Consider the following 15,710-nt stretch of genomic DNA (forward strand, 5'->3'; position numbering starts at 1 on the left):
GATCGAGCGATCGGTCACTCGGCAGGAGGGGAGGGGACATGGCAGACGCTCCCGCCTTGACGGAGCTCTTGAAGGACGCCCCGACGAACTGGGGGCGCTGGGGGCCCGACGACGAGCTGGGCTCCCTGAACTACCTCACGAAGGAAGAGGTCCTCCGAGGGGTGCGCAGCGTGCGCCAGGGCGAGGTCTTCACCCTCCAGCGGCTCATCGGCGACCCCAAGGGCGACCCGGTCTGGCCGGGGCGGACACCGGCGGTGCGGACCATGCTGCTGGACGAGTCCACCTGGGACAAGCCCGACGCCCCGAGCTTCCCGGGCGGCCTGCACTACGCCGACGACAAGATCGAGGCCTTCCTGCAGGGTTCGACCCAGTACGACGCCCTGGGGCACGTCTGGTACAACGGGAAGATCTGGAACGGCTACGACGCCCGGACGACGGTGGGAGGCATGAAGAAGGCCTCGGTGGAGCCGATCGCCGAGCGGGGAGTGGTCGGCCGGGGGGTCCTGTTGGACATGGCCCGGTTCCGGGGCAAGGAGAACCTGGACAAGGGCGAGACCTTCACCCACGAGGACCTGCTGGCCTGCGCCGAGCACCAGGGGGTGCGGATCGAGCGGCACGACATCCTCGTGATCCGGACGAACTTCCTGCGGCTGTTCTTCGAGCAGGGCCCGGCGTTCTACGAGGGGTTCTGCGAGCCCGGCCTGGTCTACAGCCCGGAGCTGGTCCGCTGGTTCCAGGAGATGGAGATCCCGAACCTGGTGACCGACACCATCGCCAACGAGGTCACGACCGACCCCGCAAGCGGGGTGGCCCTGGTGCTGCACAACGCCTTGATGCGGAACCTCGGGGTGGCCTTCACCGAGATCTGCGACCTGGAGAAGCTGGCGGCGTCGTGCGCCGCGGACCGGCAGTACGACTTCCTGTACGTGGCGGCGCCGCTCAAGGTCCACGAGGCGACGGGCGCCCCGGTGAACCCGGTGGCCATCAAGTGACCGCCGGTCGCCTGTGAGGAGGTGCCGCCCATGTCGATCTACGCCAGCCGTCCCTGGCTCGCCCGCTACCGGCCGGGCACCCCGAGCGACATCACCCCGGAGCACGACTCGCTGCTGGCCGCGTTCGAGGCCTCGGTGCAGCGGAACCCGACGGCGCCGGCGATCCGCTACTTCGACGGGACCCTGACCTACGAGGAGCTCGACCGCCGTTCCCGGGCCCTGGCCGCCGGCCTGGTGGCCCGGGGTTTCGCCCCCGGGGACCGCCTGGCCCTCTACCTGCAGAACAACCCGGCGTTCGTCGTCGGGCTGCTGGCCGCCTGGCGGGCCGGGGGGAGCGCCGTGATGGTCAACCCGATGAACAAGCACCGGGAGCTGACCTACCTCCTGCAGGACTCGGGGGCGAGCGCGCTGCTCTGCCTGGACGAGCTCTACGAGGCGGTGGCCGCCGACGTCCTGGCCAAGGAGGAGACCGCGGTGCGGACGGTCGTGACGTGCTCGGCCCTGGACGACCAAGCGCGCAACGACCCCCGGCTCTTCCCCGAGCCGATCCGGCGCCGGCTCGAAGGGCCGGTGGACCTGGTGGCCCTGGTCGAGGAGCACGCCGGGGCGGACCCGGGCCGGCCGCTGCCGAGGGCGGACGAGCTGGCCATGTTGACCTACACCTCGGGGACGACCGGCAACCCCAAGGGGGCGATGAGCAGCCACGGCAACGTGGCCTTCAACGCCCAGACCTACCGCGACTGGATCGGGCTTCGTGCCGACGACGTCATCTTGGGGGTGGCACCGCTGTTCCACATCACGGGCCTCATCGGGCACATCGGGGTGGCGCTCCTCGTGGGCTGCCCCCTGGTCCTGGCGCATCGCTTCGAGCCGAACGTCGTCATGGACGCCATCCGGGAGCACCGGCCGACCTTCACCGTGGGGTCCATCACCGTCTTCATCAGCCTCTCGGGGGTGGAGGGCAGCACCCGGGAGGACTGGGGCAGCTTCCGGGCGGTGTACTCCGGTGGTGCGCCGATCGCCCCGGCGGTCACCGAGCAGTTCGAGGCGAAGACCGGCCTCTACATCCACAACATCTACGGCCTGACCGAGACGAACAGCCCCTCCCACGCCGTGCCCCTGGGCAGCCGGGCCCCGGTGGACCCCACCTCGGGGGCCCTCTCGGTCGGGGTGCCGACCTTCAACACGGTGGTCCGCATCCTGGCCGAGGACGGCTCGGAGGCCCCGGTGGGCGAGGTCGGGGAGCTGGCCACCTCGGGTCCCCAGGTGGTCGCGGGGTACTGGAACAAGCCCGAGGCGACCGCCGAGTCCCTGCCCGGCGGCGAGCTGCGGACCGGGGATGTGGGCTTCATGGACGAGCAGGGCTGGTTCTACATCGTGGACCGCAAGAAGGACATGATCAACGCCGCCGGCTACAAGGTCTGGCCCCGGGAGGTCGAGGACGTGCTCTACGGCCACCCGGCGGTGAAGGAGGTGGCGGTGGTCGGTGTCCCCGACCCCTACCGGGGCGAGACGGTGAAGGCCTACGTGTCCGTGAAGCCAGGGGCGAGCGTCACCGAGGCCGAGCTCATCGAGTTCGCCAAGGCGCAGATGGCGGCCTACAAGTACCCCCGCTCCATCGAGTTCCTCGACGAGCTGCCGAAGACGGTGACCGGCAAGATCCTCCGCCGGGAGCTCCGGGAGCGGGCCAAGGAAGGGGCCGGCTGAGCGAAAGCCGGTCGGGCCGGCCCGAGGCTCGGACCCGGATCGGCATCCCCAGGTATCCCGCGGTTCAGTCCTCGGCGCCGGGGAGGCGGCCGGCGCCGCCGAGGGCGGCGAGGAGGTCGAGGGCCACGCCGAGGCCCCGCCAGACCTCGGGCTGGGTCAGGCGCCGCAGGAGGGCCCGGCCGGGCCGGAGCGGCTGGGCCAGGCCGACCCCGGGGGCCCGTCCGACCCCGGGGGCGTGGCCGTTGCTGGTCGGCCTGGCCTGACTGGGCCCGGTGGACCCGGGGCGGGCTGATCCGGTCGGCGCCCCGCCGAGGGCCGCAAGCGCCCGGGCCAGGGGGGTCGGGTCGAGTTCGGCCAGCGCCCGGAGGACCCGGGACCAGGCGGCGAGGCGCTCGTGGACCTCGGGCCGGTCGGCCCGACCGAGCAGGCGGCCGGCCCCGTGGTCGCCGTCCTCGACGAGGGCCACGAGGGCGTCGAGGACGCCGCGGCGCTCGAGGGCCAGGGCGAGTCGGCGTAGGGCCGCCTCGGGGTCTGGCACCAAGGGGTCCTGGCGGGGACGCTCGGGGGCCTCGAGAGGTGCGGCCATCAGCGGGCTCCGTTGCTCGGGGCCGGCGCTGCGGGCTCCGGCCGGCGGTCGGGGGGCAGGCGGTAGTCGGCCCGGCGCCACTTCTCCTCGACCCGGACCCCGAGCTGGGGGGTGCGGCGGCCGTAGCGGAAGTTCCGGCGGGGCAGGGGGGTGGGGCCGCTCGGCTCGAGGACCTCCAGGCTGGCGGCCAGCTCCTTGTAGGCCGGGGTGTGGGTGGCCGGGTCGGTGTGGGACGAGGTGAGGACGTTGACCGCCTGGTCGGTGCGCCGAGCGTTCATGGGCAGGTAGACCTCGCTGCCCCGGACCCGGTCGGTGACGATCGCCCGGACCTCCACCGCCCCCCGCCGGGAGCGGAGCCGGAGGAGGGCCCCGTCGCTGATGCCCCGCTCGGCGGCCAGCTCGGGGGAGACCTCGACGAAGACCGAGGGGGTCAGCTCGGCGATGCCGGCCGAACGGGCGGTGAGGTTGCCCTCGTGGAAGTGCTCGAGGAGCCGGCCGTTGTTCACGTGCAGCTCGAAGTCCCCGTCGGCCTCCTCGGAGGGCGGGGCGAAGCTGACGGGGTGGAAGTGGGCCTTGCCGCCCTCGAAGGGGAAGCGCTCGATGTAGAGCAGCGGACTGTCCTGGCCGTCGGGGGCCACGGGCCACTGCAGGGAGCCGAAGCCGGCGAGGCGCTCGTAGCTGACCCCGGCGAACAGGGGGGTGAGGGCGGCAGCCTCGGCCATGACCTCCCCGGGGTGCTCGTAGTGCCAGTCGGCCCCGAGGGCCTGGGCCACCCCCTGGACGATCCGCCAGTCCGGCCAGGCCTCCCCGAGGGGCTCAAGGGCCTGGTAGAGGCGCTGGATGCGGCGCTCGGTGTTCGTGAAGGTCCCCTCCTTCTCCAAGGAGGGAGCGGCGGGGAGGACCACGTCGGCGAAGCGGGCGGTATTGGAGAAGAAGACGTCCTGGACGACGAGGAACTCGAGCTGCTCGAAGGCCGCCTGGACGTCGAGGGCGTTGGTGTCGACCAGGCCCATCTCCTCGCCGACCAGGTAGAGGGCCCGGAGGCGGCCCTGGTGGATGGCCTCCACCATCTGGTGGTTGTCCAGGCCCGGCTCGGCCGGGATCCGCACCCCCCAGGCCGCCTCGTAGCGGCCCCGGGCCTCGTCGTCCTGCACCGGCTGGTAGCCGGGCAGCTTGTCGGGCATGGCCCCGAAGTCCGAGGCCCCCTGGACGTTGTTGTGGCCCCGCAGGGGGTAGGCGCCGGTGCCGGGCCGGCCGTAGTTGCCGGTGAGGAGCAGCAGGTTGGAGAGGGCCGTGGAGAGGTCCGAGCCGCTGTGGTGCTGGGTCACCCCCATGGCCCACAGGCAGCAGACGCTCTTCGCCCGGCCGATGGTCTCGGCCACCTCGGCCAAGGTGGCCGCCGGGATCCCGGTGGTCTGCTCGGCGAAGGCCAGGGTGTAGGGCTCGAGGGAGGCCCGCAGGGCCTCGAGGCCCTCGACCCGCTCCTCGACGAAGCGCTCGTCGGCCAGGCCGCGCTCGAGGATGTGGCGGGTGACGGCCAGCACCCAGGCCAGGTCGGTCGAGGGGCGGGGACGGAGGAAGATGTCGGCCCGCTCGGCCATCTCGTGGCGGCGCAGGTCGGCCACGATGACCTTCTGGCCCCGGAGCTTCTGGGCCCGCTTGACCCGGGTGGCGATGACCGGGTGGCTCTCCGCGGTGTTGGAGCCGACGATGAGGACCACCTCGGCCTGCTCGATGTCCCGGATGGAGCCGGCGTCGCCCCCGTAGCCGACGGTCCGGGAGAGGCCCATGGTGGCGGGGCTCTGGCAGTAGCGGGAGCAGTTGTCGACGTTGTTCGTGCCGATGACCGCCCGGGCCAGCTTCTGGACCAGGTAGGCCTCCTCGTTCGTGCACTTCGAGGAGGCGATGAAGCCGAGGGCGTCGGGCCCGTGCTGCTCGCGGACCCGCCGCAGGCCCTCGGCGACCGCGGCGAGGGCCTGCGGCCAGTCGACCTCCTCGAAGCGGTCGCCCCGGCGCACCAGGGGACGGCGGAGCCGGTCGGGGTGGTTCACGAAGTCCCAGCCGAACTTGCCCTTCACGCAGGTCGAGATCTGGTTCGCCGGCGCTTCGGGTCGGGGCTGGACCCGAAGGATCTCCCGTCCGCGGGTCCAGACCTCGAAGGAGCAGCCCACCCCGCAGTAGGTGCAGACCGTCTTGGTTCGCTTCACCAGGCTGGGCCGCAGGGCCGACTCGGCTTCGGAGACCGCCAGGATGGAGCGCAGGCCGAGGCCCGGCTCGAGGTCCTTGGTCAGGTCGATCATGGGCCGCAGCACCGAGGAGTCGAGCCCCGTGAGCAGGCCGGCCCGGCCCAGCATGGACTTTTCCATCAAGGCGTTGCACGGGCAGACCGTCACGCAGTGGCCGCAGCCCACGCAGCTGGAGTGGCCCGCGGGCACCCCGCCGTCCCAGACCACCCGGGGCCGGGGAAGGGACCAGTCGATGGAGAGGGTCTCGTTCACCTCCAGGTCCTGGCAGGCCTCGACGCAGCGGCCGCAGAGGATGCACTGGTCGGGGTCGTAGCGATAGAAGGGGTGGGAGTCGTCCACGGCGTGGCCGCTCGGCCGGTGGGGGTAGCGCTGGGTGTCGATCCCCATGGCCGAGAAGGTCTCGTGCAGGTCGCAGTCGCCGTTCGAGTTGTCGCAGACCGTGCAGTAGAGCTCGTGGTGCTCGAGGATCCGCTGCATGGCCTCCTCCCGGGCCGCCTTGGCCCGCAGGCTGCGGCTCGCCACCCGGGTCCCCGGGCGGACCGGGGTGGCGCAGGCCCGGACCAGCTCGCCGTCCACCTCGACCAGGCAGGTGTCGCAGGTCTGGGGCGAGTCGAGGTCGGGGTGCTTGCAGAGGTGGGGGAAGAAGCGGCCGTCGCGGGTCAAGAGGTCCAGCAGGGTGGCACCGCCGGGCGCCGTCACCGCCTCGCCGTCGAGCTCCAGCTGGACCGGCGACCCGTCGACCGCACTGCTGCGCTCTTCCAGCGTCGATCCGCTCTCGCCTGCCATGGCTGTACCTCCCTGGCGCCTGGCCTGGCCGAAGACGCCCGCGCTGCTCGCCGGCCTGGCGTCTTCAGTCGCAGGACCTGTCGTTTCGCACGGTACTCCCCGGCGAGGGCCATCGCAGGGGCCGGCCGGTGCCGGGGGTCCGGCCCCGGCCAGTCTGACCCCGAGTGTGGCGCGCGAGCCAAATAGTTCATGAGATATACTTCTTATGTGACGAAACGAGAGGGCGTGGCAACGAGGGAGCAGGGGGTGGACCGGGCGGCGACCAGCGGCGTCCCGGCCGGCGGCACCGCCGAGGCGGCCCGGCGGGACCAGCTGGTGGCCGAGCTGACCGAGCTGCACCCCGCCCTCCGGCGGCTCTTCGAGGTGAAGCTCGACCGGGCCCAGCGGGCCCTGTGGGGGCCCTTGACGGTCCATCAACTCGAGGCCCTGCTGGTGCTGACCCGGGGCAGCGTGACCATGGGCGAGCTCTGCGAGGAGCTGGACATCTCGGAGTCCGCCGGGACGGCCCTGTGTGACCGCCTGGTGGGCCGGGGCCTGGTGGAGCGCTGCTCGGACCCCCAGGACCGGCGAGTGGTCCGGCTGCAGATGAGCGGGCAGGCCAAGGGGATGGTCGAGGCCTTCGCCGAGGTGAAGCGGCGGCAGATGGCCCGGGCCCTCTCGGTGCTCGAGACGGCCGACCTCGAGGAGCTGGTTGGCATCCTCCGGCGGCTGGTGGCCCGATCCGAGCTGGCCGACCACCAGCGGGGGCGGGGCGGCGCCGGACGGGCGAACGAGAGGCCGGGCGTGGACGGGAAGGAGGAGCCGTGAGCGGCAACGGAACTGCGGCGGCACCGAGACGCCGGGAGCGCAGTGCGGCCTACAAGTGGATCGCCCTGTCGAACACCACCCTGGGCGTCTTGCTGGTGGCGATCAACGAGTCGATCCTCATCATCGCCCTCCCGGCCATCTTTCGAGGGATCAAGCTGAACCCGCTGGTGCCCTCGAACTCCTTCTACCTGCTGTGGATCCTCCTGGGCTTCATGTTGGTGACCGCCGTGCTGGTGGTGACCCTGGGGCGGATCGGGGACATCTACGGCCGGGTCCGCATGTACAACCTGGGCTTCGCCGTCTTCACCCTCTTCTCGATCCTGTTGTCGGTGAACTGGCTGCACGGCCCGGCGGCGGGCGCGTTCATCGTGGGCATGCGGATCGGGCAAGGGGTCGGCGGGTCGTTCTTGTTCGCCAACTCGGCGGCCATCTTGACCGACGCCTTCCCGGAGAACGAACGTGGCCTGGCGCTCGGCATCAACAACATCGCCGGCATCGCCGGGGCTTTCATCGGCCTGGTGGTCGGCGGGGTGCTGGCCCCGGTGGACTGGCGGCTGGTCTTCATCGTCTCGGCCCCCGTGGGTCTCTTCGGGACGGTCTGGGCCTTCCTGAAGCTGGAGGACAACGGGGTGCGGACCCCGGCGAAGATCGACTGGTGGGGCAACGCCCTCTTCGCCGTGGGCCTGACGCTCGTGCTCATCGGGATCACCTACGGCATCGAGCCCTCGGGCCACAGCGCCATGGGCTGGACGAGCCCGAAGGTCCTGGCCGAGCTCTCCGCCGGGGTCGCCCTCCTGGTGGTGTTCGCCGTGGTGGAGTCGAAGGTGGCCCAACCGATGTTCCGGCTGAGCCTCTTTCGGATCCGGGCCTTCCTCTTCGGCAACGTGGCCTCGCTCCTGGCGGCCATCGGCCGGGGCGGCCTGATGTTCCTCTTCGTCATGTGGCTCCAGGGGATCTGGCTGCCCCTCCACGGCTACAGCTTCAGCCAGACCCCACTGTGGGCCGGGATCTACATGCTGCCGATGACCTTCGGGTTCCTGGTGGCCGGCCCGGTCTCGGGGATCCTCTCGGACCGCTACGGGGCCCGGCCCTTCGCCACGGCCGGCATGGCGGCCGCCGCCTTGACCTTCGTGGGCTTCCTGTTCCTGCCCATCAACTTCCCCTACCCGGTCTTCGCCGTCTTGATGCTGGCCAACGGCCTGGCCATGGGCCTGTTCGCCTCGCCGAACCGGGCAGCGGTCATGAACAGCCTGCCGCCGGACCAGCGGGGGGCGGGGGCTGGCATGTCAGGGGTGTTCCAGAACGCCGCCATGGTGCTCTCGATGGGCATCTTCTTCACCCTCATGATCTCGGGGATCACGAGCGCCCTGCCCGGCAGCCTGGAACACGGGTTGGTGGCCCAGCACGTCCCGGCCCAGGTGGCTGCCGGGGTGTCCCACCTGCCCCCCATCACCAGCCTCTTCGCCTCCTTGCTCGGGTACAACCCGATGCAGCAGCTCCTGGGCTCCTCGGTGCTGGCCCACCTGCCGGCCCACTCCGCCGCCGTGGTGACCGGGCGGGCGTTCTTCCCGACCCTGCTGGCCAAGCCCTTCGGTGACGGCCTGACCATCGCCTTCACCTTCGGGGCCATCGCCTGCGCCCTGGCCGCCCTGAGCTCGCTCCTGCGGGGCGGCAAGTACGTCTACGGCCAGGACGCCAGCGGCGGCCAGGGCCAGGCGGGGACGGCCGAGCCCCAGCCCGCAGCTGCCCTGGCCGGCGCAGCCAGCGGGGCGGGAAGCGAGCTCGGTGGCGGGAGCCTTCAGGCGGCCGAGGTGCGCTTGGCCGGCCCGGAGGCGGGCTCGACGGCTGGGCACCAGAGGAGGGCCTGGACGCCGAGCGTCGGCCTGCCGACCAGCGAGGTCCGGCCCGGGACCGACCCGCAGCCCCGAAGCCACGGCTTCCCGGGCACCTCGGGGCCGCTGCCCGGCTGAGCCGCCACCTCAGCGGCCCCCGCGCCGATCCCCGACGCCGCCGGCTCGCTCCCCTCGTGGGACCGGCCGGCGGCGTTCGTCGTGGCGCCAGCGTCCGGGGCCGAAGGCGGGCAGAGGGCAGGGGAGAGCTCGACCTCGACGAGGCGGGCCCCCGGATCGTTCCAGACCAGCAGGTGGTCGGGTTGGGGTGCGGCCGCGACGCGGCCGCCATCGGCGACCGGGCAGGCCCGGCCGCCGTCCTCGGCGTAGGGGGAGACGTAGAGGACCGTGGGGGCGTGCACCGCCGGGTTCGGCACGTAGCGGAGCTCGAAGCTCCCGGTGGCCGGGTCGTCGCGGATCTCGAGGGGCCAGCCGGCCACCGCCTGGGGGTAGGTCTCGGCCAGGACCCGTGCGGTGGGCTTCAGGGTGCCGTCGTGCCGGAGCAGGCCCTCGGCGGTGCTGCCGGTCGGGTCGCGGTAGTAGCGCCAGGACCAGTAGGCCCAGCCGACCAGGTCCCGGTCCAGGTCGGCCGTCAGGGCCTGCAGGAGGGGCACGCTGGAGGTCGCCCCGAACTCCGAGACGAACAGCGGGGGCCCCCCGGGCTGGGTCGCCGTGCCGAGCCCGGCCCGCTGGTCGAGCCGGAGCGCGAGGACCCGCCGCTCGGTGGCCGCGCAGGCCGCCAGGTCCGTCGGGTTGCCGGTCACCGGGCTGCGCTGCGGGCAGTAGACGTGGACGTTGTAGACCAGCCGGGGCAGGTCCATGGGGCCCACCTCGTTCGGCTGGCCCGCCAGGCCGAAGATGTCGGGCTCGTAGAAGACCAGCTGGTGGGGGGCGGCCGCCAGGATCCGGGGGATGACCCCCACCGCCGGGTCCTGGGGCGGACAGTGGATCACGGCCGCCTCGCTGCCCAGGGCGCGGAGGTCTGCTCGGCCGAGGTAGAAGCAGGCCAGCTGGTCGGCCACGGTCCGCTGCCCGACCTGGACGAGACTCCGGGAGAAGGGCTCGTTGAAGGGGTCGTAGCCCACCACCCAGGGGTCGTCGGCGAAGTACCGGGCCACCTCCGCCCAGACCTCGTCGAACTGGCCCTGGAGGTCGCCGACCACGTCGTTGGTCCAGAAGTTGGCGTAGGCGGCATCGGCGGCCGGGGTGGCGTAGTTCTCCGACCAGCGTCCCGGGGGGTCGGAAGGGGCCAGCCCGTCGGTGCACACCGCCCAGTTCGGCGCGCCGTCCCCGTGGAAGAGGGGGCTGTAGACGTCCTGGTGCATGTCCAGGAGGGTGTAGACGTGGTACTGGCCGAGGAGCTGGACCACCTGGGCGACCCTTGCCAGGTAGGCGTCGAGGACGGCCTGGTTGAGCTGGTGGGGGTCCCCGGGGGGCCCGTGGCGGCAGATGGCCGGGTCGTTCGCCGGCGCCGTCCCGGGTTCGAGGCCGGCCCAGGAGATGCCGAGGCGGACCACGTCGAAGCCCAGGCGCGCGATGAGCGAGGCGTCGGCTGCCGTGAAGCTGAAGGGCTGTCCGGGGGTGACCTCCAGCTCGAAGGGCGGGCGCTTGTAGACGGCGTTGACGCCGTGGAGGAAGACCACCCGGCCGAAGGCGTCCTCCAAGTAGGGGCCGCCGGGGGCCGAGAGCCAGCCCGCGAGGCCGTCGGCCCCGACGGCCGGTGGGAGCGGCTCGACCGGGGAGGCCAGGGAGGGCAGAGGGGTCGGCGGGGTCACGGTCCCGGTGGCCGCCCCGGCCCGAGGCCGGCCTGCCAGCTCCCCGCCGAGGAGCACGAGGAGGCCGCCGAGGAGCACCGCCAGGGCCCGCCGCCCGAAGCGCCGCCCCGCCCCTCGTTCTGCCCGAGAGGGCGCCCCCCGCCGACGCAGCCAGCCCACGGAGCCAGTATGACGGCGGCCGGTGACAGTAGGGTGACGGTGTGGTGACAGCTGGCGGCCACCAGGACCGCGGTGGGGAGAGCGGGGCGGTGGAGTGCTTCGTGGACGTCCTCTGCCCCTTCGCCTACCAGACGTCCCGTTGGCTCCGGGCGCTCCGGGCCGAGACCGGCTTGGCGGTCACCTGGCGGTTCTTCAGCCTCGAGGAGGTCAACCGGCGGGAGGACCAGCCCCACCCCTGGGAACGGCCCTGGGCTTGGGGGTGGTCCCAGCTCCGGGTCGGTGCCCTGCTGCGCCGCCGTGACCCCGAGCTGCTGGACCGGTGGTACGAGCGGGTGGGACGGGCCCTCCACGAGGAGGGCCGCAAGCCCCACCAGCCGGCCGAGGCCCGGGCGTTGCTCGCGGAGCTGGGCCTCGACCCCGGCCTGGTGGACGAGGCCCTCGGGGCCGAGTGGACCAGCGAGGAGGTCCTGGCGGACCATCGGGCCCTGGAGGCCGCCGGGGGCTTCGGCGTGCCGACCCTCCGGTTCCCCGACGGCCAGTGCCTCTTCGGGCCGGTGCTCGTGGACCCGCCCGAGGGGCGAGCCGCCCTGGCCCTCTGGGAGCTGGTGCTCGCCATGCTGCGGTTCCCCGGGGTCTTCGAGCTGAAGCGCCCCATGACGGCCGCCGACCAGGCCCGGGTCCTCGAACGCCTCCAGCCGTACCTCCGGGCCCGGGACTGGGTGTCGATCGACCGTGGCCGCGTGGTGACCCTCCCCAGCCCGTCGGGTCCCAGCCCGTCGGGTCCCGGCCCGTCGGGTCCCAGCCCGTCGAGCCCCGAGGTCCAGGACGGCGCCCGGTAGATTGGGCCGGTGGCCCGCCGCTACTGGCTCGAGACCCTGGGGTGCCCGAAGAACCAGGTCGACTCGGAGAAGCTGGCGGGCGCCCTGCGGGCCGACGGCCTGGAGGCGGCTGGGCGGCCGGAGGACGCCGACCTCCTGGTGGTGAACACCTGCGCCTTCGTCGAGGCGGCCCGGGCCGAGTCGATCGAGGCGATCTTGGCCCTGTGCGAGCGGCGGCGACCGGGCGGCAAGCTGGTGGTGACCGGCTGCCTTGCCGAGCGGGCCGGGGCAGAACTAGCCCGGGCCCTGCCCGAGGTCGACCTGGTCGGCGGCTTCGGGGTGGCGCCCCAGGTGGTCCTCGAGGGTCCGCGGCCCCGTCGGCGCCTGGCGGTGGCCTCGACCCCCCGGATGGACCTCCTGGAGCTGCCCCGGCCACCGGCTGCGGGTCCGTGGGCCTACCTGAAGGTCGCCGAGGGGTGCGACCGGCGCTGCGGCTTCTGCGCCATCCCGAGCTTCCGGGGCCCTCAGCGCTCCCGATCGCCCGAGGCGCTCCTGGCGGAGCTCGAGTCGCTGGGGCCGGCGGTGCGCGAGGTCGTGCTCGTCGCCCAGGACCTGGCCTCCTACGGGCTGGACCGGCGGGGCCCGGCCGGGTCGGGCCGGCTGGCCGCGGGGCCCCGGCCCCTGGTCGGCCTGGTCGAGGCCCTGGCCGCGCTGGTGCCCCGGGTCCGGCTGCTGTACCTCTACCCCTCGTCAGTGGACCAGGCCCTGATCGACGCCGTGGTCGGCAGCGGCCTGCCCTACTTCGACCTCTCCCTGCAGCACGCCTCGGCTCGGCTGCTGCGGACCATGCGGCGGCCCGGCGGGGCCCGGCAGTTCCTGGCCCTCTTGGACCGGATCCGTGCCCTGGCCCCCGAGGCGGCCGTGCGGTCCTCCTTCGTGGTCGGGTACCCGGGGGAGACCGAGGAGGACCACGACGCCTTGTTGGCCTTCTTGGAGGAGGCGCAGCTGGACTGGGCGGGCTTCTTCCCCTTCTCGAAGGAGGAGGGGACCTACGCGGCGTCGCTGCCCGACCCGGTGCCCGAGGCGCTGGTGGCCGAACGGCTCGGCGAGCTGTCGGCCCTGCAGGCCGAGATCACCGAGGACCGCCAGCGCCGCCAGGTCGGCCGGGTCCTCGAGGTCCTGGTCGACCAGCCCGGCCAGGCCCGCAGCTACCGGGAGGCGCCCGAGATCGACGGGGTGATCCGGGTCCCCCCTGAGCTGCCCGTCGGCCAGCTGGTGCCGGTGGTGGTGACCGGCGCTGCCGGCCCCGAGCTCTTCGCCGTGCCTTTGGCCGACGGCCCGGACGCCACGAGGGCAGGGCGGTGAGCTCGACGCCCGCAGGGGGCCGGGTGCAGTTGGCGGCCGAGGGGGGCAGGGACCCCCGACCCGGGGGGTTCGGCCCGACGGCGGTGGCCACCCCGGCGAACGCCGTGACCGCGGCCCGCCTGGTCCTGGCACCGGTGGTGGTGGGTCTCGTGGCAGCGTCGGGGCCCAGCTGGACGGTCTTCGGCTTGGCCTTGGCGGTCGCCGGCTCGGACCTCCTGGACGGCTGGCTGGCTCGTCGCCAGGGCCCGACCCGAGCCGGGGCGTTCATCGATCCCCTGGCCGACAAGGTCGGGGTGCTCGGGGTCCTGGCTGCCTGCGCCGCCCGGGGCGAGGTGAGCTGGGCTCCGGTGGCGGTCATCGGCGCCCGGGAGCTCTGGATGAGCGGCTACCGGTTCCGGCGGGCCCGCCAGGGGGTCTCCATCCCCGCTCGGCCCTCGGCCAAGGTGAAGACCCTGGTCCAGGCCGCAGCCGGGGGGCTCTGCCTGGTGCCGCCCCTGGCCGGCCAGCGGGGGCTGCTCGACGCCTTGCTCTGGCTGGCTGCCCTGTTGACGGTGGTGACCGGCGTCCAGTACGCCCTCGACGGGCGGCGCCGGCCGGGGCCGGCCGAACCGTGAGGGTCGAGGTCCTGGCGGTCGGCACCGAACTGCTCCTGGGCCAGATCGCCAACACGAACGGGGCCTGGTTGGGGGAGCAGCTGGCCCTCGTCGGGGTCGACTCCCACTTCCAGCAGGTCGTGGGGGACAACCAGGGCCGCATCGTGCTGGCCCTGCGCACTGCCTTGGCCCGGGGCGACGGGGTGGTGGTGACCGGGGGACTGGGCCCGACCCACGACGACATCACCCGGGAGGCCATCGCCGAGGTCATGGGGGCCGAGCTGCGCTTCGACCCCGAGGTCTGGGCCCGGATCGAGGCGATCTTCGCGGCGAGGGGCCGTGCCCTGCCCGAGTCGAACCGGCGCCAGGCCATGGTGCCCGAGGGGGCCCGGGTCATCGAGCAGCGTCTGGGGACCGCCCCGGGCCTGATCTGCCCAGTGGGGCTGAAGGTGGTCTACGCCCTGCCCGGGGTGCCCTACGAGCTCCAGGAGATGTTCGAGCGGGCCGTCGTCCCGGACCTGCGGGAGCGCCTGGCGGCCGAGGGGTTCCACGGGGTGATCCGGTCCCGGGTGCTGCGGACCTGGGGGATCAGCGAGTCGGCCCTCGCCGAGCGGGTGGCCCCTCGCATCGAGGCCCTCGACGCTGCCGGCAACCCGACGATCGCCTTCCAGGCCAGTGGGATCGAGGGCATCAAGGTGCGGGTGACGGCAAAAGCGGCGAGCGACGAGGAGGCCCTGGCCCTCCTGGACCAGGAGGAGGCGGCCCTCCGGGACCTGCTCGGCGACGCGGTCTTCGGCCTCGACGAGTGCACCATGGAGCAGGCCGTGGCCGAGGAGCTGCGTCGCCGGGGGCTCAGCCTGGGCCTGGCCGAGTCGGTCACTGGCGGTCTGGTGGCTGCCCGACTGGTGGCCGTGCCCGGGGCGAGCCAGTGGTTCCGGGGCAGCCTGGTGACCTACGCCACCGAGACCAAGGTCCGCCTCCTTGGGGTGCCCCCCGGACCCGTGGTGAGCCCCGAGGCGGCCGAGGCCATGGCGGTCGGGGCCCGGCGGGCCCTCGGGGCGGACGTCGGTCTGGCCCTGACCGGGGTGGCCGGGCCCGAGGGGGCCGAGGACCAGCCGCCGGGCACCGTCTTCGTCGGTCTGGCCCTGCCCGACGGCCAGACCAGCGCCACCCGCCTGCGGCTCCCGGGGGACCGGGACCGGGTGCGGCAGCTCAGCGTCATCTCGGCCCTCGACTACCTGCGCCGGCGGCTCCGTCAGGACCGGGTCGGCTCCTCGGCCTGACGAGCTCTGCCCGGCCCGACCCGGAGGGCCCGATCCAGGGGACCAATCGGGAGGGGGCCCGACCCGGACGGGGGGTCCCAACAGTTGACCCGTTATCACGCTATGCTGAGTGATAGTGAATCTTCGTGAGTGGGCACTTCGCCAAGGTATCCACCCGCAGACGGCCTACCGGTGGTTTCGCGAGGGCAAGCTGCCGGTGCCTGCTCGGAAGATGGGCAAGCTCATCCTGGTCGGGGACCTCATGGAGGCCAACCGTCCGACGACGAAGCAGACGGCGGTCTACGCGCGTGTCTCGTCGTCGGACCAGAAGGCCGACCTCGACCGGCAGGTGGCCCGGGTCGTGGCCTTCGCGACCGCGCACGGTTATGCGGTCGACCAGGTGGTGACGGAGGTCGGTTCAGCGCTCAATGGGCATCGCCGCAAGTTCCTCGGTCTTCTCCGAGACCCGGAGGTCACGACGATCCTCGTCGAGCACCGGGACCGGTTCTGTCGCTTCGGGGCCGAGGAGGTGGAGGCTGCCTTGGCAGCTCAGGGACGAACACTCGTGGTCGTGGATCCTTCGGAGACAGACGACGACCTCGTGAGGGACGCCACGGAGCTGCTCACGTCGCTCTGTGCGCGGCTGTATGGACGACGGTCGGCCGCGAACCGGGCCAGGCGGGCTGTAGAGCTCGCCTGCGGGGAGGTGGCAGGGTGATCGTCCG

Annotated in this window: 11 protein-coding genes and 1 pseudogene; 9 read left to right on the forward strand and 3 right to left on the reverse strand. The window is 73.1% G+C overall.

Going from position 1 to position 15,710, the window contains the following annotated elements; translation table 11 throughout:
* The first annotated feature begins 38 nt into the window (after positions 1–38).
* On the forward strand, positions 39–992 hold the full coding sequence (locus tag Acit_RS00325; protein ID WP_248104955.1) for a cyclase family protein: 954 nt from the start codon (positions 39–41) through the stop codon (positions 990–992).
* A gap of 30 nt (positions 993–1,022) precedes the next feature.
* A complete protein-coding gene (locus Acit_RS00330) occupies positions 1,023–2,699 on the forward strand; it encodes a class I adenylate-forming enzyme family protein (protein ID WP_248104956.1) in 1,677 nt (558 codons plus the stop codon).
* A gap of 64 nt (positions 2,700–2,763) precedes the next feature.
* Here Acit_RS00330 and Acit_RS00335 read toward each other — a convergent pair whose 3' ends face one another.
* On the reverse strand, positions 2,764–3,285 hold the full coding sequence (locus tag Acit_RS00335) for a helical membrane plugin domain-containing protein (protein ID WP_248104957.1): 522 nt from the start codon (positions 3,283–3,285) through the stop codon (positions 2,764–2,766).
* Positions 3,285–6,317 carry a formate dehydrogenase subunit alpha gene (gene fdhF / locus Acit_RS00340; protein WP_248104958.1) on the reverse strand — a complete coding sequence of 1,011 codons (3,033 nt, stop codon included), beginning with the start codon at positions 6,315–6,317 and terminating at the stop codon, positions 3,285–3,287. Before fdhF ends, Acit_RS00335 begins: the two co-directional genes overlap by 1 nt.
* A gap of 207 nt (positions 6,318–6,524) precedes the next feature.
* Between fdhF and Acit_RS00345 the strand changes: the two genes are divergently transcribed.
* Together Acit_RS00345 and Acit_RS13330 are read left to right on the forward strand one after the other, a co-directional pair.
* Complete coding sequence (locus tag Acit_RS00345) at positions 6,525–7,124, forward strand: MarR family winged helix-turn-helix transcriptional regulator (RefSeq protein ID WP_248104959.1); 600 nt, start codon at positions 6,525–6,527, stop codon at positions 7,122–7,124.
* Positions 7,121–9,094: an MFS transporter gene (locus Acit_RS13330; RefSeq protein WP_248104960.1), complete on the forward strand. Its 1,974-nt coding sequence runs from the start codon at positions 7,121–7,123 to the stop codon at positions 9,092–9,094. Before Acit_RS00345 ends, Acit_RS13330 begins: the two co-directional genes overlap by 4 nt.
* A gap of 176 nt (positions 9,095–9,270) precedes the next feature.
* Here the strand turns inward: Acit_RS13330 and Acit_RS12625 are convergent.
* Positions 9,271–10,947: pseudogene (locus tag Acit_RS12625) on the reverse strand (cellulase family glycosylhydrolase); the annotation flags it as partial.
* 44 nt (positions 10,948–10,991) lie between these two features.
* On the opposite strand from Acit_RS12625, the gene Acit_RS00360 reads away from it, so the two are divergent.
* The 5 genes from Acit_RS00360 to Acit_RS00380 all read left to right on the forward strand — a co-directional run bounded on the left by Acit_RS00360 (position 10,992) and on the right by Acit_RS00380 (position 15,703).
* Positions 10,992–11,786, forward strand: coding sequence for a mycothiol-dependent nitroreductase Rv2466c family protein (locus Acit_RS00360; RefSeq protein ID WP_248104961.1), 795 nt, complete (start codon positions 10,992–10,994; stop codon positions 11,784–11,786).
* A 9-nt stretch (positions 11,787–11,795) separates the two neighbouring features.
* Positions 11,796–13,130, forward strand: a complete 1,335-nt coding sequence (rimO, locus tag Acit_RS00365; RefSeq protein WP_248104962.1) for a 30S ribosomal protein S12 methylthiotransferase RimO — start codon at positions 11,796–11,798, stop codon at positions 13,128–13,130.
* Positions 13,127–13,744, forward strand: a complete 618-nt coding sequence (locus Acit_RS00370) for a CDP-alcohol phosphatidyltransferase family protein (protein WP_248104963.1) — start codon at positions 13,127–13,129, stop codon at positions 13,742–13,744. Before rimO ends, Acit_RS00370 begins: the two co-directional genes overlap by 4 nt.
* Positions 13,741–15,006 carry a competence/damage-inducible protein A gene (locus Acit_RS00375; protein ID WP_248104964.1) on the forward strand — a complete coding sequence of 422 codons (1,266 nt, stop codon included), beginning with the start codon at positions 13,741–13,743 and terminating at the stop codon, positions 15,004–15,006. The genes Acit_RS00370 and Acit_RS00375 overlap by 4 nt, the downstream gene beginning before the upstream one ends.
* Positions 15,007–15,121: 115 nt before the next feature.
* Entirely contained in the window at positions 15,122–15,703 is a 582-nt protein-coding gene (locus Acit_RS00380; RefSeq protein ID WP_248104965.1) for an IS607 family transposase, read from the forward strand.
* The last annotated feature ends 7 nt before the right edge of the window (positions 15,704–15,710 follow it).

It is taken from the genome of Aciditerrimonas ferrireducens (assembly GCF_023130475.1).
Lineage (GTDB): Bacteria > Actinomycetota > Acidimicrobiia > Acidimicrobiales > UBA8190 > Aciditerrimonas > Aciditerrimonas ferrireducens.

Coding starts and splice junctions, on each gene's coding strand:
- Acit_RS00330 (WP_248104956.1), top strand. CDS start 1,023: ATGTCGATCTACGCCAGCCGTCCCTGGCTCGCCCGCTACCGGCCGGGC.
- Acit_RS00335 (WP_248104957.1), bottom strand. CDS start 3,285: ATGGCCGCACCTCTCGAGGCCCCCGAGCGTCCCCGCCAGGACCCCTTG.
- Acit_RS00325 (WP_248104955.1), top strand. CDS start 39: ATGGCAGACGCTCCCGCCTTGACGGAGCTCTTGAAGGACGCCCCGACG.
- fdhF (WP_248104958.1), bottom strand. CDS start 6,317: ATGGCAGGCGAGAGCGGATCGACGCTGGAAGAGCGCAGCAGTGCGGTC.